The organism is Nocardiopsis sp. ATB16-24 (assembly GCF_030271535.1).
Lineage (GTDB): Bacteria > Actinomycetota > Actinomycetes > Streptosporangiales > Streptosporangiaceae > Nocardiopsis.
Genome location: NZ_JASCXJ010000019.1, coordinates 56,119 through 77,901, shown reverse-complemented (window position 1 = coordinate 77,901; position 21,783 = coordinate 56,119). Strand labels below are relative to the sequence as shown.

Here is a 21,783-nt window from a genome sequence, read left to right as displayed (position 1 = left end):
CGCCAGGGGGATCAGGAAGTGTTCCCGGATGCCCGTGCACCCGGGAAACGACCTAACCCACCGTCTGTGGGGCCGAGACCCGGGGCTGCGTGAGCACGGTCTTGGGCGACTCGGCGAGCAGTTCGCCCAGGACCTCGTCGAGGCGGTCCAGGTGGGCGCGGATCCACGGCAACTTCAGTGGGTCGGTGGCGGCCAACGCGGCGTAGCGACGCTCCTCGGTGTCTCCGTAGAGCAGGCTGGTGGCGACCCGCATGCGCAGGGTGTCGACGCTCTCCCCGAACTCGGCGGCGGGAAGCACGCCCATGCCGAAGCGTTCCAGCAGCAGCCCGGTCAGTTCCGGACCGGTGGTCACCCCGTACCGGGCGGCCAGCCGTTCGCGGGCCGGCTCGAAGTCGGGGTAGAGGTAGAACGCCGCGCCGGGCGGAGCGACGGTCGCGCCGGCGCGGAGGAAGACCTCGGCGACCGCACCGGCGACGATGCCGTGCAGGCGCCGACTGCGGTCGATGTGGTCCAGGAGCTCGTCGGGTTCGGTGAAGGCGTGCGCGGCGGCCTCCTGGACGGGCGCGGCCGGACTCGACCAGATCTCACTGGCCACACCGAGCAGCCCGCCGCGCAGACGCCTGCCGATCTCGGAGTCCGGCAGGCGCATCACGCCGATGCGCCATCCGCCCAGGGCCAGGTTCTTGCTCAGACCGGTGGAGATGATGGTGCGCTCGGGCGCGTACTCGGCCGGGCTGTGCACCCGCGTGGGCTCTCCCTCGGGCCCCACGGGGTGGACGAGGTCGCGGTAGATCTCGTCGGAGATGATCACCAGGTCGAGTTCCCGGGCCACCTCGCACAGGCGGCGGACGGTCTCCGCTCCGGCCACGGTGCCCGTGGGGTTGTCGGGCAGGGTGACGATGACGGCGTTGACCGTGCGCCCCTGTTCACGGGCCGCCACGACCGCCGCGTGCAGCAGGTCCGGTTGGGGTACTCCGCCCTGCCCGGTGGCTGTGGGCACCATGACCGGGTTCTGACCCACCAGGCGGCTCTGCGCGGCGTAGCTGACCCAACTGGGCGCGGCGATCGCGGTGTCGCCGCCGATCTCCAGCAGAAGGCTGTACAACAACGGCTTGCTGCCGGGGCCGGCTATGACCGTGTCGGGGTCGGTCGGTAGCCCGCGGCGTTCCCAGTACCCGGCCGCGGCTTCGCGGAGTGCCACGGACCCGGCGACGGGGCCGTAGGCGTTGGCACCGTTTCCGGCGGTGAGGCGGTCACGCATGACCGGGTGGACCGGAAGTCCGGCCTCACCGAAACCCAGGGGGAGCACGCGGACTCCCTGGCGTCGTTTCTCGGCGAGCGCTTCGTTGACGGCGAGGGTCGCGGACACAGTGACGGTCATGGATGACTCATCTCCGGTTTGTCGTGGAAAGCGTGGCCGCTGGTCACGGCTTGTCATCCACAACACTGCCCACAGGCAGGCATCAGTACAAGCGACTCTTTTCGATGCTGAGCTTAAGATGTTCTTATGATTGACCTTCGACGTCTCCAGATCCTCCGCGAGTTCAGTGTCCGGGGCACGATCGCGGCCACCGCCCACGCCCTGGGTTACACCCCCTCGGCGATCTCGCAACAGCTGACCACGTTGGAGAAGGAGACGGGCGTCGCGCTCCTGGACCGTTCCGCCCGGGGCGCCGAACTGACCGACACCGGACGGTTGTTGGTGATCCACGCCGAGGAACTCCTGGCACTGGTGGAGGCCACCGAGTCGGTCCTCGCCGAGCAGTCCGACCGGGCCCTGGGAGTGGTCACCGTCACGGCCTTTCCGACCGCCGCGGTGGCGTTCGCCCCGCTGCTCGTCCCCCCGCTGCGCCGCCACGACGGGATGCAACTGCTGCTGCGTCAGACCCTGCTGTCCACGGGAACCCAGAAGGTGCGCTCCCGGGAGGTGGACATCGCGCTGGTGGACGACTGGTCGGGACAGCATCCGGGGCGCGGGGCCGACAGCGCCCTGCGACACATCCACCTGATGCACGATCCGATGGTGTTGGCGGTGCCTCAGGAGCACCCGCTGGCCGACCCCGCGGTCTCGGTGGTGCTGGAGGACCTGCTGAACGAATCGTGGATCGTGGCCCCTGAGAGCGAACGCTCGCGCTACGCCACGGACCGGCTCCTGGCCGAGGTGGGCGGACTGCCCTCGGCCGCATGGGAGTTCGAGGGGCTGGGGACGATCCTGAGCCTGGTCTCGCGCGGAATCGGTATCGCCGCCGTTCCGGCGTTGGCGATGGTGGGCGGGCCGGCCGGGCTGGTGTACCGCAGGCTTCCCTCCTCCGCGCCCAAGCGGCACGTGTACGCGGTGGTGCGCCCGAGTTCCGTGCGCCGTCCGGCGATCAAGGTGACCCTGGCCGCCCTGCGCGACGCGTCACAGCAGGTGAGTGAGGAGATCGCCCAGAGCATCGGGTCCTGAGCGTGGAGGAAGGTCCTCGGGGGCGCCGTCACGTGCGGGACCTTCGCCCGAGATCCGGTGATCCGGGTGGCCTTCACCAGGAGGATCGGGGCCGTCGCGGCGTCCCACGCCACGGCCGGGGCGGAACACGTTCGGCCCGGACCGAGGTCCGGGCCGAACATGGAACGGGGAGTTCGGTCGTGGCGGTCCGTCGTACACTGCTCACTCCCGACCCGTCTTGCGACGTGTCCGGTCGATCCGGCGGCGCAGTCTGCGACAGACGTGGAGTGCCCGGTCCCGGTCGTCGCGGGCGTTCCACCATCGCGCGTAGGCTTCCAGTCTTCTTTTGCGCAGTGCCTCCAGTTCGGCTTCCATCCGGTTCACCCGATACTCCAGGTCGATGCGTTCGCGTTCGAACACCGACATGTCGCGCTCATGGAACCCCGCCTCGCGTTCGGCGCTGACCAGCCGATCGGTGAGGTCCTCGGGCGCGTTGCCACCCCGGGCGATCCGGCCTCGGCCGGACTGTGCACTTATTCCTTCGAACCACACAACATCTTGTGTTTCCCGCATAAGGACAAGATCACAGGACGCTACGCAAAAAATACGGAAAGTGGCAACGAGTAGGAGATGCCCACAGGCATCTCATTCCAGACATAACGAACACCATGTCTCCGTGTCGCCTCGGTCCCGAACACGCCCTCCGCGGGCGCCCGGACGACCGCCGCTCCCGCGCCCCGCCGGTCCGGCGCGTCTCCTTCCGGCAGGGCCTCCACCTCGTTCCGTGAAGACCACGGCAGCGGATCGGCCCCTCTCCGGAGCGGGGGCGCGAACGGTCACCGAGGCCGCGAGCAGGGATCTTCCTCCCCGGGGGTGTGACTCAAGAGCGGCTCATGACACTATGGACAGGACTGGTCTAGACCGGATAGGAGCGCTTCCTCGTGCCTCATGACTCCCCCTCCTCCCACTCCCTCGTCCCCCGCCCCGTCACGGCGGACGGAGGCTCCACCGGCGGGCTGACCCTCACCGCCGCGACCAGGGTCTCCTCCGATCCCGCAGCCCGGGGCACCCTCATGTGGCTCCAACGTGAACTCGGGGCGGCGACCGGACTCCCCCTGGCCACCGGGGACGAGGCCGACGCCCGGATCCGCCTGAGCGTCGACGCCGGGGCCGGTCTGGGCGACGAGGGCTACAGGCTGATCGTGGACGACGAGGGCGCCATCATCGTCGGCAACGATCCGGCGGGGGTGTTCTACGGGGCCCAGACCCTGCGTCAACTCCTGCCCGCCGACGCCTATCGCGACGCGCCGCTGGGGAACGGCGCATGGACCCTCCCCTCGGTGAGCGTCACCGACGCTCCGCGCTTCGCCTGGCGCGGGGTGATGCTGGACGTGGCCCGTCACTTCCAGCCCAAACGCGAGATCCTGCGGTTCATCGACCTGCTGGCCATGCACAAACTCAACGTGCTCCACCTGCACCTGACCGACGACCAGGGATGGCGCGTGGAGATCCGCCGCTATCCCAGGCTGACCGAGGACGCCTCCTGGAGGACCGAGAGCCAACTGGGGTCCAGCAGGCCGCCGGTGTTCGACGGCCGTCCGCACGGCGGCTTCTACACCCAGGACGACATCCGCGAGATCGTCTCCTACGCCAAGGCACGACACGTGACGGTCGTCCCCGAGATCGACGTGCCCGGACACTCCCAGGCGGCCATCCACGCCTACCCCGAACTGGGCGAGAGCGGCCGGATCCCGGTGGGCACACGGTGGGGCATCTTCGAGGACGTGCTCGCGGTGACCGACGAGGTCCTGGAGTTCTACCGCAACGTCTTCGACGAGCTGATGGAACTGTTCCCCAGCGCCTACATCCACGTGGGCGGAGACGAGTGTCCCACGGCCCAGTGGAAGAAGAGCGAGTCCGCCCAGAGGCGGATCGAGGAGGAGGGGCTGGCCGACGAGGACGAGCTGCAAAGCTGGTTCGTCCGTCGACTCAACGACCACCTGACCGCGCGAGGACGCCGTCTGGTGGGTTGGGACGAGATCCTGGAGGGAGGACCGGCCCCCGGGGTCACCGTGATGTCGTGGCGGGGAGAGGAGGGCGGTATCGCCGCCGCACGCGCCGGACACGACGTGGTCATGAGCCCCACCCGTACCTCCTACCTGGACTACAAGCAGTCCGATTCCGAGCACGAGCCGGTCAAGGTGGGCACGCTGCTGCGGACCGAGGACGTCTACCTCGCCGAGCCGGTGCCCGCCGCCCTGACCGAGGAGGAGGCCGCACACGTCCTGGGCGCCCAGGTGAACGTGTGGACCGAGCACATCGACACCCCACGCCGACTGGACTACATGGTGTTCCCGCGACTGTCGGCCTTCGCCGAGCAGGTGTGGTCCACGGGCGAGCGCGACTACGCCGAGTTCGAACCGCGTCTGAGAAGGCACCTGGAACGCCTCGACGCGGCCGGGGTGGAGTACCGGCCCCTGGACGGCCCGCGTCCCTGGCAGACCCGACCCGGCGTGGTGGGCTGGGGCTGAGGTCCGTCGCCTCCCTCCCCGTCCCCGACCGGGCTTCAGATGTAGGTGGCCACCACGTCGACCCCGGTGTCCCCGTCGTCCGCCACCGGGATGATCCGCCGGCGGCGAAGGCCGTGCAGGGGTGGGAGATCCCGAAGGAGACCAGATCGCCGGGGCGGACCTCCGGCCCCGGCGGGACGCTCAGGTAGGCGTGGTGGTCGTTGAGGCCGGTCACCTCCAGGCCGTACGCCGGCACCGTGCCGCCGTCCACGCGGCGCAGCGGGCGCGGGATCGGTGAACCCTGGTCGTGGTCGGCGGCGGCGCGGGCCACCGCGAGCACCTCCTCGCGGGTACGGCAGCCGGTGCGCCCTCCGGGCACGCCCCGTTCGACCATCACCCGCGGCGGTCTGCCGCCGCTCCGGTCGGACGGCGGCGCCGTCCGACCGGAGCGGGACCTCGGTGTGGGTCGGTCCGATCGTTCCACCGGCACGGCCCGGCGGCCAGGCCCGCCCGGGGCGGGGCCACGCCGCCACTCGGTGGTCCTCGGCGATGCGGGCCGGCCGGTCAGCCGAACAGGGACAGGGGAGGCTTGACGATCCGGACCGAGGGCCGTGACTCCACCCGGCGGGCGGCGATGGCCTGCTGGCCGACGTCGGGGAAGTCGGTGATGAACCCGTCGACCCCCCAGCCGAGGACGGTGTCCATGCGGGAGCGGTCGTTGATGGTGTAGGGCATGATCGTCAGCCCCGCGTCCTGGACGCGCTTGACGTAGGCCTTGTCGATCGTGGTGTGGTTGGGGTTGATCATCTGCGCCCAGGCGTGGTTGGAGATCTGGCTCTCGGGGACCCTTCCGAGCAGTGCGTGGGGCACGGACGGCAGCAGCTCCTTGGACCGGCGCACCACCTCCCAGTCGAAGCTCTGCACGACGAGGCGGTCGGGCCGGTGGGGGGAGGCGGTCTCCAGCCACCTGTCGCGTCCGCTCAGTTCCGCGGCGATCTCCTCCTCGATCCCCGGGTAGAGCTTGGGTTCCTTGATCTCCAGGAACAGGTTGAGGTCCAACTCCTCCAGCCGGTCGAGCGCTTCCTCGAAGGTGGGGACGGTCTCACCCTCGAAGGCGGGGTCGAACCACGAACCCGCGTCCAGTCGTCGGATCTCGGCCATGGTGAAGTCCGCCACGCGGTAGGAACCGCGGTCGGGGAAGACCTTCACCACATCGGTGGTGCGCTCCAGCGTGGTGTCGTGCATGAGGACGAGGACGTCGTCCGACGTGCGCTGGACGTCGAACTCGACGGTCTCGGCCCCGAGCCTGCCCGCGGCGTCCAGGGAGGCCAGGGTGTTCTCAGGTGCGTGTCCGGAGGCCCCCCGGTGGGCGACCGCGATCAGGGGTCGTTCGGAGAAGGCGTACTCGACGGATACGGACACACCCCTCTTGGGCTCCGACTGCTCGGGAACCTGTGCTGCGGAAGCGGTACTCGTACTGACGGCGACGACGAACGATACGGCTGCGACGACGATCCCAAAGCGTGGCACCGGACCTCCCAAGTGCGCGTGAACTGGGCAACTTCCTCCAGATTGAGTGCGCTTGGTGTCCATGTGGTTACTAAGCGCGGAGCCGCCGGTGGACCGGCGCCCATCATCTGGTGGTGGTTCCACGAGTTCGACAGAATTCTCACTTAATGCATCCATTTGGCTACTTCATGTACTGTTTTTGACCCCGTGGCCTCTGGATAATTACGCAGAGCCTGGAACCATCACTATGAGTAGTCGATGGGAAGGAAGTCTCATGCGCAAGCACCACAAGAGGTGGGTCGCGCTGTTCGGTGCCGCCGCAATCGTGTCCTCGGGACTGGTCGGGCTCCCCGCAGCGGCGGCCGAGGAGAAGGGCACGCCGGTTCCGTCCTGGCCGGTCATCGACCAGGGCACCTCCTCGTACAGCCTCGACGGCTACGAGATCGGGTACCTGCCCGAGGGACTGGAGGACTACGGGGTCAGCGCCTCCTCCATCACGGACCGTATGGGTAACAGACAGTCACAATTGTCCTGGGTCCAGGGCCCGGACCAGCTGTTCGGCCGGGTCGCCGTGCTGCGCTCCACACGCCTCCAGCAGCTCGACGACCTGCGCTCGAGCCGCTACAGCCATCTGCCCGAGGCGACGTTGCAGCGGTTGGTCCAGGGAGAGGCCCTGCCACAGGAGGCCTACCTGTCCCCCGAGACCGGTGATCTCTTCTGGGTGGAGGAGCCGGGTGTGGCCGTGTCCATGCACCTACAGCCGGACCGGTGGAGCAGCGGTGAGCTGGTCAGGATGGCGGAGTCCCTGACCGCGCTGGAGTCCGGACCCGAGCAGCTCCCCGAGGCCGAACAGGTCCCTGAGACCGGACAAGGCCAGGAGGCCCCCGCCGAGGCCGGCGGGGAGGAGTCCGCCGAGACCGCGGAGTTCGTCCCCGTCGGGCGGCCCGGGGACCCGCGCCCCTCCGCGGAGGAGGGGTCGGAGACGCCCGGCCCCGCTGTTCCCGAGGCACCGCAGGAGACCCCCGTCTCCTCCGAGACCACCACCGGGCAGGAGCAGGGGACCGCCCCGACCGAGGATGAGGCCCCCGCTCCCAAGGGCGGGGAACCCGCGCCGGAGGGCGAGGGGAACGCCCCGGAGGGGACCACGGACGAGGGCGCGGTGACGCAGGAACCGGCGGAGGCGGAGACCTCCGGCACCGGGGAGGACGTGGACGGACGGCAGCAGGAGAGTCCCACGACCCAGCAGGTCAAGGAATGCCTCATCGACCGGTCCGTGAACATCAGGAAGAACGAGACGAACCTGGGCGACACCACGCTGACCCCCGCCGAGAAGGAGCTCGTCGAACGAGCCCTGTCCAAGGAACGGCTCACCGCCACCGAACGCGACCGTCTGCTGGCCACGCTCTGGTACCACGGCGACGAACGCGACAAGACCAACGCCGTCGACGGCTGTGCCCAGGACCTGGGCCTGGAGCGCGCCGACGTGGAGAGGATCCTCTCCGGTCTGGCCTGGCTGATCGCCGAACTCGTGGGGGAGGTCAACGCCCAGCACAGGGCCGAGCACGAGGAGAACGTGGCGCGCACGCTGAGGGGTGAGACCACCGACCCGGCCATGGAGCCGGTCGGGGCCCAGGAGTGGCAACAGCTGATGGAGTTCCTGCCGTGGAGTCTGCCGGCCACGCCTGGAATCGACACCGGCCAGGACGCCGGGACCGAGACGGGCGCGAAGAGCCCGTGAGAGTCCCCAAGTCCCGTGAGGGCGCCGGAGGATCCCGACTTCGGGGAGCGCCCCAGGACGGGCGACGAGTGATCCGAGGTTCGCGACGCCGAGCCCTCTGAGAAGGGCGGGGAGGGCGGGCAGGCGGTACACCGCGTACACGACCGACGTTCCCCGTCGTCACCGCGACCCGGGGCCGGGCACGAACACCGGCCCCGGGTCTGCTCTGTGGAAGCCCCCACCTCATGGAACCGAACACGGGCCGCCCCCCGGAACAGCCCATGTTGTACCGTCGCCTCAGGTCCACGGCCCCGAGCGCACCGCCACCCACCCCGGTCGCCACGCCCCCACCCGGGACGCACGGGCCCCGACCGCGTTGGCGATCCCCGCCGCCCCACCCCCGAGGAGGACCCGCCTGATGTCCGGTTTCACCACCCGTCCCCAACTCAGCGGCGATTTCGGCATGGTCGCCTCCACCCACTGGCTGGCCAGCGCCACCGGCATGTCCCTGCTCGAACGCGGTGGCAACGCCTTCGACGCCGCCGTCGGCGCGGGCTTCACCCTTCAGGTGGTCGAACCCCACCTCAACGGTCCCGGTGGAGAGGTGCCCGTCATCTTCCAGGCCGCGGGGGGCGCACCCCGTGTCCTGTGCGGTCAGGGCGTCTCACCCGCCGCCGCGACCATCGAGGCCTACGGGGGGATGGACCGTGTCCCGGGCAGCGGTGTGCTCGCCGCCACCGTCCCCGGATCCTTCGACGCCTGGATGCTGCTCCTGCGCGATCACGGCACCATGACCGTCCGCGAGGTGCTCGACCACGCCATCGGGTTGGCCGAGCGCGGTTACCCCGTCCTGGACCGCATCGCCGCCGCGGTCGAGTCCCTCGCCCCCGTCTTCTCCCAGCACTGGACCGGATCCGCCGCCGTCTACCTCCCCCACCGCGCCGCGCCCGCGCCGGGGTCCCGGCTGCGCAATCCCGCCTTGGCCGCCGCCTACCGACGCATCGTCGCCGAGGCCGAGAGCGTCGGAGGCGACCGCGAGGCACAGATCGAGGCCGCGCGCCGGGCATGGTCGCAGGGTTTCGTCGCCGAGGCCGTCGGAGAGTTCCTGTCCCGCCCCGTCCCCAGCGCCACGGGAGAACCCCAGCAAGCCCTGCTCACCCCCCAGGACATGGCCGAGTGGAGCGCCTCCTACGAGGAACCGGTCAGCGTCTCCCACGGCGCCCACACGGTGCACAAGACCGGCCCGTGGGGTCAGGGCCCCGTCATGCTCCAGCAGTTGCGTCTGGCCGAGGCGTTGGGCACCGGTCACGACGTCCGGGAGGGGGTCAGCGCCGACTTCGTGCACCGGGTGACCGAGGCGGCCAAGCTGGCCTTCGCCGACCGTGAGGCCTGGTACGGCGACCCCGACTTCGTCGACGTCCCCCTCAAGGAGCTGCTCAGCTCCGACTACGCCGCCGACCGGGCCGGCCTGGTCGACGACACCCGTGCCTGCCTGGAACAAAGGCCCGGACGGATCGGCACCCGCCTCCCCTTCGAACCCCCGCTGTACGTACCCGGCCAGACCCCCGAGGACCGCACCACCGGCGAACCCACGGTGCGCACCACCACCGAGGCCGCCGAGCCGCGCGGGGACACCTGCCACGTGGACGTGGTGGACGCTCACGGCAACATGGTCTCGGCCACTCCCAGCGGCGGCTGGCTCAGCAGTTCCCCGGTCATCCCGGCGCTCGGTTTCCCTCTGGGCACCCGGGGCCAGATGTTCTGGCTCGATCCGTCCTCCCCCAACGCACTGGCGCCCCGCAAGCGTCCCCGCACCACGTTGTCCCCCACCCTGGTCACCCGCGAGGACGGTCAGGCGGTCCTGGCCATCGGTACCCCGGGAGGAGACCAGCAGGACCAGTGGACCTTCACCGCTCTCCTGCGGATCCTCAACGGGGTGGAGAACCTCCAGGAGGCCCTGGACACCCCGATGTTCCACACCAACGCCTTCCCCTCCTCCTTCCACCCCCGCGAGACGGTGCCCGGCGGCCTCGTCGTGGAACCGCGCCTGGGTGAGGCGGTCATCGGGGAACTGCGCCGCCGTGGGCACAAGGTCGAGGTGGTCGGAGACTGGACCCTGGGGCGTCTCGCCGCCGTGGCCCGCGACCCCGATTCGGGCGAGCTCCGCGCCGCCGCCGACGCCCGGGGCTCCCAGGGATATGCGGCGGGACGCTGACCACATCCGGTCGGCGGGAAGAAGAAACGGAACGGAACACGGTCCCGTATTGGTCAGGAAGAAAGGGAGGGACGGAATGAGGGCGTTGTTCGTCCCGTCCCTTCCTCTTGCAAAATCGCCCTGGCACTGCTTATGTAGACCCTGTGCGACGGCACAGCGGGAAAGCCCTTGAGCGCTCTCCGTCAAACTTCATACCATCACAGCAGGGTGTGCACTGTCTCCCCCTCCCTCAGTAGCGGCCCTGCTCCCCCCTCCTAACCGAGGCCTGCCTTCCCCTCCCGGCTGGGTTGTTCGGACAAGGAGAAACGGGTGGGCCATGGTGTCACCACGCCGGTGACACCATGGCCCACCCTCGTTTCTCGAAAGCCACTCCAGCGACTTCGTTCCCTTTGTCCGCGTACTGTTCCTCAACCCCGAAAAGGCTCGCGCTCAAAAAGAACGGGCACAATCTTTTTGTGTCCATACAGAGCGGGTGACCCTCTGACGCGCACCGTCCCCGACACCGTTCGGTGCCGGGGACGGGTGACACGGTATGGGCGCGCGGAAGACGGACTCAGGTGTTGACCCGCACGGCTCCCGCGTAGTTCCTGGTCCGCACGGGGGTGACGTGCACGTTCAGTCCGGTGCGCGGCGCCTCCAGCATCATCCCCTCGCCCAGGTAGATGGCCACGTGCGAGATGTAGTCGGGCGCGGTGGGGTCGGAACGCCAGAACAGCAGGTCGCCGCGTTCGATGTCGTCGAAGTCCACACGCTCCCCCGCGTTCCACTGGTCGTGGGTCACCCGGGGGATGGACACGCCCGCCTCTCGGAAGGCCCACTGGAGCAGCCCCGAGCAGTCGAACCCGACCCCCGGCGTGGTGCCGCCCCACACGTAGGGGACCCCCAGCTGACTCTCGGCGTTGGCGATGACCTGTTCGATGACGGACGGGGGGACGGCCTCCCCGCTGACCAGGGGCTCGGGCGCGTCCGCGACGAGTTGGAGGGAGACCTCCTCCCCCAGCGCCTCGACCAGGGCCTCGTGCAGTTCCCACAGGTCGGCGTCGGGGGCCGAGACCACCAGGGCGTTGCCCCTGGGCATACCGAGCTCGGCGGCACGCGCCCGCGAGACCAGGGCGTCGATCCCGGCGATGCCGGAGGTGGCGTGCGTCCACACCTCCAGGGGGATCTCACCGCGGCCTCCGGCCACGCTCACCTCACCGCCCACCTCCAGGCCCCGCTCGGTGCCGACGTCGTTGGACAGGGCGATGTGGCCCTCGGCCACCCCCTGCCAGATCTCGTCGGACTCGGCGGAGGGCCCGGGGGCGTGGTTACGGAAGCTGGAGGGGGTCACTCCGAGTACGGAGACCGGTTCTCCGTCGATCTCCACGCGGGCGGCGTCGACGCTCAGGACGGTCCGCACCCCGTCGATCGCACGGACGGCCGAGACGGCCTCGGCCGGCAGCGTGGCGGGCGCGACGGCGAAGTACTCGATGCTGCGGGCCTCACGGAAGGGGGCGACGTAGGCGTCGCGTCGCAGCCGGGAGGTGTCGGAGACATCGGGGGTCCCGCCCGCCTCCTCCTGTGCCCGCTCCCCCTGTCGGGGGTCGATGCCGCTGGGAGAGTCCTGGGCGAGCTGCTCGCTGATGGGGGGGCGGTCGTCCACCACCGGCTCGGCCCAGGCGGGGGCGGCTCCGAAGGCGGTGAAGGCGACCGCGAAGGCCGCCGTGGTGCCCGCACACGTTCTCAAACGGCTCCTCACGGGGGGTCGCACCTTTCTGCGAGCCGTCTTGGGGGCGGAGAACCCCTGCGACGCACGGCTTTTCGATGACTTGTCCGCGTCCAAGAATGGGCGTACCCGGACGAGTTTGCAAGAAGTCCACGCCGTCCGATACCAGACGTCCACCTTGCGGTCATTCAACCGTTGGTGAGCAGAGCGTAGTTCTGGGTGACGACCGGGGACAGGGGGAAACGGACCGGTGTGCCCGCGAAAAGGGTGGAGCGGGCCTGGGCCTCCGCCTCGATGACCGCGTTCACGGTCTCCTCCGCGAGGTCGGCGGGCACGTGCAGGACGACCTCGTCGTGCACGAAGAAGACGATCCCGGCCCCCTCCGGCATCACGGGCAGGCGCCGACGCAGCGCGGCGAGCAGGACCAGGGCCCACTCGGCCGCCGTGGCCTGGACGACGAAGTTGCGGGTGAAGCGCCCCTGGGCACGGCGACGGCGCTCCCCCTCGGGGCCCTGGAGCGAGGCCTGCCACCCCCGGGGGACGGGCGAGGTCCGCCCCAGCCAGGAACGCACGATCCCGCCGTTCTCCCCCGTGCGCGCGGCCGAGTCCACGTACTCCAGCGCACGCGGATAGAGACGGCGCATGGTGGCCAACAGGGGCGCGGCGTCACCGGAGGTCTGCCCGTACATGGCCGAGAGCATGCCGATCTTGGCACGCTCGCGATCTCCGCCCACGTGCGCGGCCAGGCGTGCGTACAGGTCCTCCTCCGCCGCGGCCGCGGCCAGGGCGTCGTCCCCGGAGACCGCGGCGAGCACCCGGGGTTCGAGCTGCCCGGCGTCGGCCCGGACCAGGACCCATCCGGGATCGGACCGCACGGCCCCGCGCACCGACCTGGGGATCTGTAGGGCGCCGCCGCCCCGGGTGGCCCAACGCCCGGAGACGACCCCGCCGACCACGTAGTCGGGGTGGAACCGGCCCAGGACCCGGCCGTCGGGTCCCCGGCGTGTGCGCACCCAGGTGTCCGACCAGGCCCACCCGTTGGCCGAGTGCAGTCGCGCGAGTTCCTTGTACCTCAGGAGCAGCGGTACGACAGGGTGATCGACCTTCTCCAGGACCCAGGAACGGGTGGACTCCACGGGGTGCCCGATCCAGGCCATCGCCTTGAGGACCTGCGCGGGGGAGTCGGGGTTGACCTCACGCCCGACGGCCTCGCCGATGCGGGCGGCCAGGTCGGCGAGCACGGGCGGGCGCTGACCGGACGGAGGACGGGCCCCCAGGAGTCCGGTGAGGATCCGGTCGTGGACGTCGGGTCGCCAGGGTAGACCGTCGTGGCTCATCTCCACCGCCGCGAGTCCGCCCGCCGACTCCACCGCCGTGAGCAGTCGCATGCGCCCGGACTCGGGAAGCCGGGCGATACGGCGCATCTGGTCGGCGTGGACCTCGACCAGGGCGGCGAGACGGTCGGCGCCCGGGGGCAGGGTGGAGCGGTCGGCCTCGAAGAGGGCCGGCTGGACGGTGGTGCCCCCGCCGAGGGGACGGACCGGATCGTCGGGAACGGGACGTCCGTGCAGGCGGGCCCAGGCCGCTCCCAGGGAGGTGGCCTCGCCGTGCCGAGCCTCGTACCCGAGCAGGAGCGCCTCGGTCAGGGCGACGTCGTGGCAGCGTCGGACCCGGGTTCCGGCGCGGACGAGGTCGGGGTAGACGTCCTCACAGGCCGACCAGACCCATCGGGGCGGCTCGTCCGCGCTCCGCTCCGCCTCGCGGACGGCCGCGGCGAGATCGCCGACGCGACGGACCGATCCGGTGAGCTCGGCCGGTTCCTGGAGCCAGCCCCCGCCCTCTCCGTCGGCGACCACCGCTATGCGCATGCTCCCAGTCTGTCCTTCGCCACCGACGATCCGCGCACCGACTCCTCCCTCACCGGCGCCGGTCTCGGACGGCAGGGGTTCCACCGCGACCGGGCGGTGGGCGGACGCCTATCGGTCCCGGTGGGCGCCTCGTCGGACCACGTTGGCCAGGTCCTCCCCCGCGGCCCACCGGGCGAGCTGGGCGTCCATGAAGGCCTTGGCCCTCGGGTAGAAGGAGGCCGATCCGCCCGCCACGTGCGGGGTGAGGAACACCCCCGGCGCCCTCCACAAGGGATGGCCCGCGGGCGGGGGTTCGGGGTCGGTGACGTCGAGGGCCGCCCGGACCCGGCCCCTCTCCGCCAGCAGGGCCTCGGTGTCCAGGACCGCTCCACGTCCCACGTTCACCACGAGCGCGTCGTCGGGCAGCAACGCCAGCTCCGCGGCGCCGAACAGTCCGCGCGTGGTCTCGGTGAGCGGGGTGACCAGTACGACGACGTCGGTGCCGGGCAGCAGCCCGTGCAGTTCATCGATTCCGTGCACGCCGGGCCGGGCACGACTGGCCACGCGCACGATCTCGGTCTCGAAGGGCAGCAGCCGGCGTTCGATCGCCCGGCCGATGCTGCCGTGGCCGATGATCATGACCCGGCGGTCGGCGAGAGAACGCAGTACGACCGGTTCCCAACGGTCCTCCTTCTGTGCCAGCGCCCACCGGGGCAGCTCCCGCTGGGAGGCCAGGATGAGGGCCAGGGCGTGCTCGGCGGTGCCGGCGTCGTGCAGTCCCCGCCCGTTGCACAGCGTCACGTGGTCGGGCAGCAGCGGCAGCACGTGCTCGTATCCGGCGGACAGCAACTGGACGACCCGCAGCGACGGCATGCGGGCGATCATGTCGAGCCGTGCGTCGACGTCCTGTGTGGAGGGGGTGTAGGGCACCTGGTAGAAGACCACCTCCTCCAGCCCCTCGTCGGGGGCCGGTCCCCCGGTGTAGAGGTCCACCGTCAGGGGGTCCGGGGCGTTGTCCCTGTTCTGTTCCCACTGCAGCAGTATTCGGCCGCCCATCCGCCTCCTCCTTCTTCTTCCGTCGCCCTCGTGGTCCGTCGTGCGTCCAGCCCATCACACCCGTGGTGTCCCCGGCCGGTCCCACGGTCGGTTCCGTGGCCGAACGGTCTCACCGCCCGGCACGGGCCAACTCGTAGCAGGCGATGGCCGCGGCGGCGGTGACGTTGAGGGAGTCCACGTCACGGTCGGCCATGGGGATGTGCACCCGGGCGGTGGCGCCGGTCAACCAACGGGAGGACAGCCCCTCGCCCTCGGTGCCCAGAAGAAGACCGACCCGGTCGTGGGGGCCGAGGGCGGCCATGGCCTCGGCCAAAGGCAGGGAGCCCTCCCCGGGGGTGAGCGCCAGGAGGTGGAACCCGGCCTCGCGCAGGACGTCCAGACCTCCGTACCAGTCGTCCATACGCGTGTGGGGCAGGGTGAAGACCGCCCCCATGGACACCTTGACCGCCCGCCGATAGAGGGGGTCGGCGCAGCGCGGCGCGAGCACGATCGCGTCCACGCCCAGGCCGGCGGCGCTGCGGAAGACGGCGCCCACGTTGGTGTGGTCCACCAGGTCCTCCAGGACGACGATGGTGCGCGCCTTAGCCAGGACGTCGTCGAGCGGGGGCAGGGCGCGGCGGTGGAAGGCGGCCAGCGCGCCACGGTGCAGGTCGAAGCCGACGAGTCTGCGGGCGGTGTCCTCACCGACCACGTACAGGGGCGCGTCACAGGCGCGGACCACGTCGTCGAGCGCTTCGGCCCGGCGCTCGGTGAGCAGGAAACTGCGGGGCGAGAAACCCGCCGCGACGGCCCTGCGGATCACCTTGTCGCCCTCGGCCATGAACAGGCCGTGCTCGACCTCCAGGTGGCGGCGCAGGTTCACGTCGCGCAGGCGGGTGTAGTCGGCCAGGCGGGGATCCCCGGGATCACTGACCTTGATGACGTCCATGGAGGACGATTATCTCCCGCCTCAGCCGATCCTGTCGGTGAGGGGGCGCAGGCGTTGCCAGCGCGCCTCCTCGCAGGAGCCCTTGCGGGTGACGGTGGTGTCGATCTCCTGCCCCTCCCAGGTGCCCACGATGACGGCCTCCTGGGGACCGTACAGCTTGTCGGTGCACACGGTCCCCTCACGCACCTCGGTGAAGAGGTGCTCCCCACCAGGGGAGGCCGCGGCCTCCGGTTCGACGCTCTCGGCGTCCGTCACCCCGTCGTCGGACCGTTCGTCGGCGTCGCCGTGGAACTCCTCGGACGCCCTGGCCACCTCGGCGCAGACCTCGTGGTCCTCCTCCAGGTCCCCGGTGCACGTGATCGTCTGCACCCAGGCGCGGTCACGGTCGCTCACGTGGACCCGTAGGGAACCGACCGGTCCCGCCTCCACCGCCTCCTCTTCGGTCTCCTCCACGTCCGGACCCACCTGCGTGATCATCGCCGTGGTGGTACGCACCTCCTGCGGCGGCATCATCGACGGGCCCACGATCACCCCGTAGGCGACCGCACCGGCGCAGCAGGCGCCGGCCAGCAGGACCGTGCCGACGGTACCTCGGCTCCGATGCTCTCTATGTGATGGGGACATGCCAGCAAAACCCTCGGGGGTCGGTGTCAGGGGACGCCCACAGGGGACTGTGAGACAGGAGTGGGCGTGGGGAGCAACAGCCTAGCGAGAAGCCTCGGCCGCTCCTCGGTGTGCACCGTAACAAAGCGATCACCTCGTCGTGGCCGTCGCGGTCGTCCCGGGACGCCGCCGGCCCCTTCCACTCGCGCATTACCAACGAGTAAGGTCCTGGGAGGGAACCTCGTCCGCATCGGCCTCTCACACTCCGCACACCCATGTGACGCCCCAGGACGTGTGACGGTTCGCCTTCCCCACCTCCGGTGTGGGATCCCGGCCCCGTGGCCGCCCCGCACCACCGGCTTCCGGACGACCACCGGCCGGAGACCGCCCACAGCTACATCCCCGGAGTGCCCGTGCCCAGTGGACGCCACCGACTCGCCTCGCCGAAGACCGAGATCGCCCGCAGGGTGTTCAGGTCGCCGCTGGGGGTCACCGCGATGGTCGTCGCTCTCATCGCCGTCGTCGCGATCGCGGTCCCGTTCGGTCTGAACATGTTCGGATGCGATGACACGCGCTACCTGCGCGTGTCGGCGACCCAGAGCATCGCACCGGTGTTGCGCGAGGCCGCCGACGAGTTCAACTCCGACCGCCCCGTCTACGGCGGCGAGTGCGTGTACGCGCAGGTGGACGAGATCGCTCCACACCGCATCATGACGGCCCTGGTCGGAGGCCGCGCCGGGGACTCCACCATCGCACCGCACGTGTGGGTGCCCGAGTCCTCGGCCTGGGTCGAGCTGACCCGCGTGTCGGAGGGCGGCACGCACGTCATCGAGACCGATCCGCCCTCGTTGGCCAGTTCCCCGGTGGTCCTGGCCGCACCGGAGGGCACCGAGGGCATGCCGGATCCCGACGACACCCCCTGGACCCTCGTCCTGCCCGGCGAGCGCGACCCCCAGCGCCCCCTGGTCATGGTCGACCCCAACCGCGGCGCGGACGGCATGACCGTCATGCACGCCGTCCGCCGTCACCTCGGCAGCGGCGACGACGCCGACACCGCCATGACCGACTTCGTACGCGACGTGCAGCTCGACAGCGCGTTCGGGGAGATCGACCTCGGCACCTTCTACACCGGTTCGCGGACCGCCGAGGAGCGCGTCGATCCGGTGATCGTGGTGCCCGAGCAGGCGGTGGTGTCCTACAACGCCGACCGCGCCCCGTCCGCGCCGCAGTTGGAGGCCCACTACCCGATCGAGGGCACCGTCGGTATGGACTACCCCTACGTCACCACCACGGAGTCCTCCGCGCTGCGCTCGGCCGCCGCCGACCTGTACGAGGTGCTGCGGCAGGACACCTATCGTTCGCGCCTGCGCGAGCTGGGCTTTCGCGAGCCGGACGGCACCGCGTCGCGGAAGCTGGCGCAGCAGCCCGGCCTGATCGCCGAGGAGCCGCCCACCCACGAGGACCTGACGGGGGACGCCCTGTTGGCGTCGGTCACCGACTGGAACCGGTTGTCGATGCCCAGCCGCACCCTGGTGCTCGCCGACACCTCCGCCGGCATGGCCGAGGACCTGGACGGGGGGCCGACCCGGTTGGAGATCGCCCGGCAGGCGGCACTCCTGGGCCTGTCACTGTTCCCCGACGAGACCGACATGGGCCTGTGGCTGATGTCGGATGAGTACGGACGGAACGGTCGCGACGAGGCCGCGGACATGCACCAGTTGGGCACGGCGGACCGAAGCGGTGAGGGCACCCGCCGCCAGGAGCTCATCGAGGTGGCCGAGGAGATCGCGGTCCAGGGCGGCGAATCGCGTCTGTACGACAACATCCTGGCCGCCTACGACCAGGTGCAGGACAACTACCACGAGGACAAGATCAACAGCGTCATCCTGCTGACCGCCGGGCAGGACGAGGGGTCCAGCGACATCTCCCACGAGGAGCTGGTCGCGGCGCTACAGGACCGCTTCGACCCCCGACGTCCGGTCAGTACCTTCATCATCGCCTTCGGAGCCCAGGCCGAGACGGAGGAACTGCGCCAGATCGCGGCGGCCACCAGCGGGTCGTTGTTCGTCACCGAGGACCCGGACGAGATCGGCGACATCTTCCTCAGCTCCATCTCACGGCGGCTGTGCGTGCCCGACTGCGACAACTGAACACCTCTCTCCTCGGAAGCGGTGTTCCCGGAAAGGCCGCCCACCGAAGAAGGGACGGAACCGGACCACCGGCTCCCCCGCTGGTCCGTACCGGGGGAGGGGCCACCACGGAGAGGGTCTCGATCGGATATCGGAATCAGGTTTCGGCCCGACCGCTTCCCCTCGGGAGGCACGGGTAGAATCAAGAGAATTTCCCGAGGTAATCGGCACTGTACTCAGGTTTGCTCGGGGGCCTCTTCGGCTCCACCACCCCATGGTCGTTTCGGGGGAAATCCCCCCGACCTGAACCGTTGAGTACCGTTCCCACCACGAGGACACGTGCGGTCCCGTTCACCGCACCGGTGGCGCGTACCCTCCCGTACCGCTCGCCCCGTACCGACACATCCCCCCGTACGACATTCGTTCCGTACACCACCCCGTGAGGAAAGCTGTGGGACGTCACCGCGGAAGATACGCAGAAGAACCCTCTCGCCGATCCCGGCGCCGGCGCGGCCGCGGCGGCGCCTTCGCCGCCCTGGCCGCGGCCCTGGTGATCGTGCTCGGCCTCGCCGTGGCGGGCGTGTACGTGTTCGGCCAGTCCGACGGCTGCCGAGGCTCGGCCATCACACTGGACGTCGCGGCCAGCCCGGAACTGGTCCCGGCCCTGGACGACGTCGCCGCCGACTTCAACACCGAGGAACACCAGGTGGACGGGCGCTGCGTGCACGTACAGGTGCGCCAGGTCGACTCCGCCAACGTCGCGTTCGGCATCACCGGAGCGGGCGCCACCATGGGCGACACCGACTCCGACGTGTGGATCCCCGACTCCTCGGTGTGGCCGCGCCTGGTGCAGAGCCAGGCCGGCGACGCCGTCATCACCGAGACCGGAACCTCCGTGGCCCGTTCGCCCCTGGTCCTGGCCGAACTCGCCGAGTTCGCCGAGGACGGAGAGGAGCCCGCCACCTGGACGGACGTCATCCCCACCGGCGCGCCGACCGACGAGACGGACCGCACCGTCCGCGTGGTCGACCCCGCGCGTAGCTCCACCGGCCTGGGCACGCTCTACCTGCTGCACGGGGCCCTGGAGGAGGCCACCCCCGACACCGACACCTTCAACGCGCACATGACCGCCGCCCTCCAGACCCTGCACCAGGGCGCGTCCGCCGACGAGGAGTCGGCCTTCCTGGCCTTCAGCGGCGGCACCGCCGAGGCCCCTCCGACGATGGTGATGTCGGAGCAGGCCGTGTGGCGCTACAACGCCGCGCACGGGGACTCCACCGCCCGGGCCGGCTACCTGGAGGGCGGCACCTACTACCTCGACTACCCCTACATCGTGCGCAGCGAGGAGAGCGACATCACCCGCGCCGCAGAGGAGTTCCGTGCGGCGGTGCGCGGCGACGACGCCCGCGAGCACCTCCTGGCACAGGGCTTCCGCGGCCCCGAGGGGGAGATCGACACCTCCGTGCTCACCAAGGAGACCGGCTTCTCCGAGGAACCTCCGGCCGAACTCCCCAACCCGTCCGAGGGTATGGCCGGTGACCTGATCCGTTCCTGGAACCAGCTCAAGATGGACTCCCGGGTACTGACGATCGTGGACATCTCCGGGTCGATGCTGGCGGAGGTGCCCGGAACCGGGATGACCCGCATGCAGGTGACCAGCGCCGCCGCCACGCAGGGGCTACAGATGTTCACCGACTCCTCCGAGCTGGGACTGTGGGAGTTCTCCACCGACGTCAACAACGGCCTGCACCACCAGGAGATCGCCCCCATCCGCGAACTACAGGCCACCTCCGACGACGGCACCGAGCACAGGGACGTCCTGGCGGGGGCACTCTCCTCCATGGAGCCGTTGCCGCAGGGCGACACGGCGCTGTACGACACCTACCTGGCCGCCTACCAGGAGATGTCGAGCACCTACCAGCCGGACCGGACCAACGTCATCCTCATGCTCACGGACGGCGACGACGACAACCCCGGCGGCGGGCTGGAACTGGACGAGTTGCTGTCCGAGATCGACACGATCTCGGACCCGGCGCGGCCGATCCCGATCATCACGATCGCGTTCGGACCCGACGTGCAGAACCTGGAGCCGCTCCAGGAGATCGCCGCGGCCACCGGCGGCGCCGCCTACATGACGGAGGACCCCACCGAGATCGGTGACATCTTCCTCCAGGCGTTCTCCCTGCGCATCTCCGGGAGCGACTCCGAGTGATCCTCGCCCCAAGGCGGACGGGTCGTGGTGCATGGCACCGCGGCCCGTCCGCTCTCGTGGCTCCGGCGCGATCCCCCTCCCCCCTTCCGGCCGATGATCCGTCCTCGGCCGGGCCGAACACACCCCGCCGGTGACAAGTCCCTGTCCTTGGGGCGAGGGGCTATGGACTTCTCCCCCACGCCGGCGTACCCAGAAAAAGGGGCCGGGAGCGCCCCTGGAACGGAAGGGGAGGACCGTGGCGAGAGCGTGGATGCCCGAAGCAGAGAGGCTCGGTGGCGACACCGCCCCGGCGCCCGCGGGGATCGGTGCTCCACGCGCCGTGTGGACGGTGACGGGATCCGATCCGCGGGCCTGGTCCGCGCGCGAGGAGGCGCGGCGGATGCTGGACGGTGGACACACCTCACACCTGGTGTGGAACCCCCTGACCGGAGAGGTGGTCCAGACACTGGCGGCGACCCGTCGGGGACGCCTGGACCTGGGTGGTACCCGGCCCCACGGCCGACCTCTCGACCACGGCCATGAGGGGCGCGTGTGTCTGGTGGTGGCGGTGGTCGCCTCGCGGGAGGAACCCTTCACCGACGGTCCGATGTGCGGCCGAGAGCCGATCCTGGCGTGGCTGGACTCCTGGGGCGTCGCCCGGGTCTGGCCCGCGGGCCGGCCCGGAACGGGCGGCGGCACGGCCGAGGACGCGGCGCGCCTGTGGGCTCGGGGCGGCCACTTCGGCCACGACCAGGTCCCCGGCTCCTGTTCCAAGGGGCCCGGTCGCATCGACACCGCACGACTGCTGGGCTGTGCTCCGCCCACCGACGAGCGCCTCCGGCTTCCTGACACACCCCCACGACCGCGACCCTCCGCGATCGGATGAGCACACCGCGATAGGACCGAAAAGCCCCACGGCCGCGTGATCAGGGAGAACGGGGTACCACT

Annotated in this window: 15 protein-coding genes and 1 pseudogene; 7 read left to right on the top strand and 9 right to left on the bottom strand. The window is 70.5% G+C overall.

Translation table 11 applies throughout. The features are described from left to right. Nucleotides 1-52: 52 nt before the first annotated feature. Nucleotides 53-1,381: a pyridoxal phosphate-dependent aminotransferase gene (locus tag PFX91_RS18725; protein WP_285733637.1), complete on the bottom strand. Its 1,329-nt coding sequence runs from the start codon at nucleotides 1,379-1,381 to the stop codon at nucleotides 53-55. Between the two features lie 126 nt (nucleotides 1,382-1,507). Between PFX91_RS18725 and PFX91_RS18720 the strand changes: the two genes are divergently transcribed. Beyond that, the gene (locus PFX91_RS18720; RefSeq protein WP_285733635.1) at nucleotides 1,508-2,446 is read left to right on the top strand and encodes a LysR family transcriptional regulator; all 939 of its coding nucleotides are present in this window, start codon (nucleotides 1,508-1,510) and stop codon (nucleotides 2,444-2,446) included. Nucleotides 2,447-2,647: 201 nt separating this feature from the next. Here the strand turns inward: PFX91_RS18720 and PFX91_RS18715 are convergent, their stop codons facing one another. Then, nucleotides 2,648-2,977, bottom strand: a complete 330-nt coding sequence (locus PFX91_RS18715; RefSeq protein ID WP_285733633.1) for a hypothetical protein — start codon at nucleotides 2,975-2,977, stop codon at nucleotides 2,648-2,650. A gap of 389 nt (nucleotides 2,978-3,366) precedes the next feature. Here PFX91_RS18715 and PFX91_RS18710 point away from each other — a divergent pair, with 389 nt between their 5' ends. Beyond that, entirely contained in the window at nucleotides 3,367-4,956 is a 1,590-nt protein-coding gene (locus PFX91_RS18710; RefSeq protein ID WP_285733630.1) for a beta-N-acetylhexosaminidase, read from the top strand. Nucleotides 4,957-4,991: 35 nt separating this feature from the next. Here PFX91_RS18710 and PFX91_RS23280 read toward each other — a convergent pair. Further along, a pseudogene (locus PFX91_RS23280) lies at nucleotides 4,992-5,287 on the bottom strand (alanine racemase); the annotation flags it as partial. Between the two features lie 212 nt (nucleotides 5,288-5,499). Next, the gene (locus tag PFX91_RS18700) at nucleotides 5,500-6,465 is read right to left on the bottom strand and encodes a glycerophosphodiester phosphodiesterase (protein ID WP_285733628.1); all 966 of its coding nucleotides are present in this window, start codon (nucleotides 6,463-6,465) and stop codon (nucleotides 5,500-5,502) included. 253 nt (nucleotides 6,466-6,718) lie between these two features. Here PFX91_RS18700 and PFX91_RS18695 point away from each other — a divergent pair, with 253 nt between their 5' ends. Then, nucleotides 6,719-8,182, top strand: a complete 1,464-nt coding sequence (locus PFX91_RS18695) for a hypothetical protein (protein WP_285733626.1) — start codon at nucleotides 6,719-6,721, stop codon at nucleotides 8,180-8,182. A gap of 397 nt (nucleotides 8,183-8,579) precedes the next feature. Further along, nucleotides 8,580-10,376, top strand: coding sequence for a gamma-glutamyltransferase family protein (locus PFX91_RS18690; protein WP_285733624.1), 1,797 nt, complete (start codon nucleotides 8,580-8,582; stop codon nucleotides 10,374-10,376). Between the two features lie 553 nt (nucleotides 10,377-10,929). Here the strand turns inward: PFX91_RS18690 and PFX91_RS18685 are convergent. From PFX91_RS18685 to PFX91_RS18665, 5 genes are all read right to left on the bottom strand, one after another. Continuing rightward, complete coding sequence (locus PFX91_RS18685) at nucleotides 10,930-12,114, bottom strand: C40 family peptidase (RefSeq protein WP_285733622.1); 1,185 nt, start codon at nucleotides 12,112-12,114, stop codon at nucleotides 10,930-10,932. A 155-nt stretch (nucleotides 12,115-12,269) separates the two neighbouring features. Beyond that, nucleotides 12,270-13,949: a bifunctional 3'-5' exonuclease/DNA polymerase gene (locus PFX91_RS18680; protein WP_285733619.1), complete on the bottom strand. Its 1,680-nt coding sequence runs from the start codon at nucleotides 13,947-13,949 to the stop codon at nucleotides 12,270-12,272. Nucleotides 13,950-14,057: 108 nt separating this feature from the next. Next, nucleotides 14,058-14,984, bottom strand: a complete 927-nt coding sequence (locus tag PFX91_RS18675) for a 2-hydroxyacid dehydrogenase (protein ID WP_285733617.1) — start codon at nucleotides 14,982-14,984, stop codon at nucleotides 14,058-14,060. Between the two features lie 109 nt (nucleotides 14,985-15,093). After that, nucleotides 15,094-15,912 (bottom strand): TrmH family RNA methyltransferase, encoded by an 819-nt coding sequence (locus PFX91_RS18670; RefSeq protein ID WP_285733615.1) that lies wholly within the window; start codon nucleotides 15,910-15,912, stop codon nucleotides 15,094-15,096. A gap of 21 nt (nucleotides 15,913-15,933) precedes the next feature. Next, nucleotides 15,934-16,536: a hypothetical protein gene (locus PFX91_RS18665; RefSeq protein WP_285733613.1), complete on the bottom strand. Its 603-nt coding sequence runs from the start codon at nucleotides 16,534-16,536 to the stop codon at nucleotides 15,934-15,936. A 392-nt stretch (nucleotides 16,537-16,928) separates the two neighbouring features. Here PFX91_RS18665 and PFX91_RS18660 point away from each other — a divergent pair, with 392 nt between their 5' ends. From PFX91_RS18660 to PFX91_RS18650, 3 genes are all read left to right on the top strand, one after another. Then, nucleotides 16,929-18,665: a substrate-binding domain-containing protein gene (locus PFX91_RS18660; RefSeq protein WP_285733687.1), complete on the top strand. Its 1,737-nt coding sequence runs from the start codon at nucleotides 16,929-16,931 to the stop codon at nucleotides 18,663-18,665. Between the two features lie 430 nt (nucleotides 18,666-19,095). After that, on the top strand, nucleotides 19,096-20,856 hold the full coding sequence (locus PFX91_RS18655) for a substrate-binding domain-containing protein (protein ID WP_285733612.1): 1,761 nt from the start codon (nucleotides 19,096-19,098) through the stop codon (nucleotides 20,854-20,856). A gap of 235 nt (nucleotides 20,857-21,091) precedes the next feature. Continuing rightward, complete coding sequence (locus tag PFX91_RS18650; RefSeq protein ID WP_285733610.1) at nucleotides 21,092-21,721, top strand: hypothetical protein; 630 nt, start codon at nucleotides 21,092-21,094, stop codon at nucleotides 21,719-21,721. Nucleotides 21,722-21,783 lie beyond the last annotated feature (62 nt).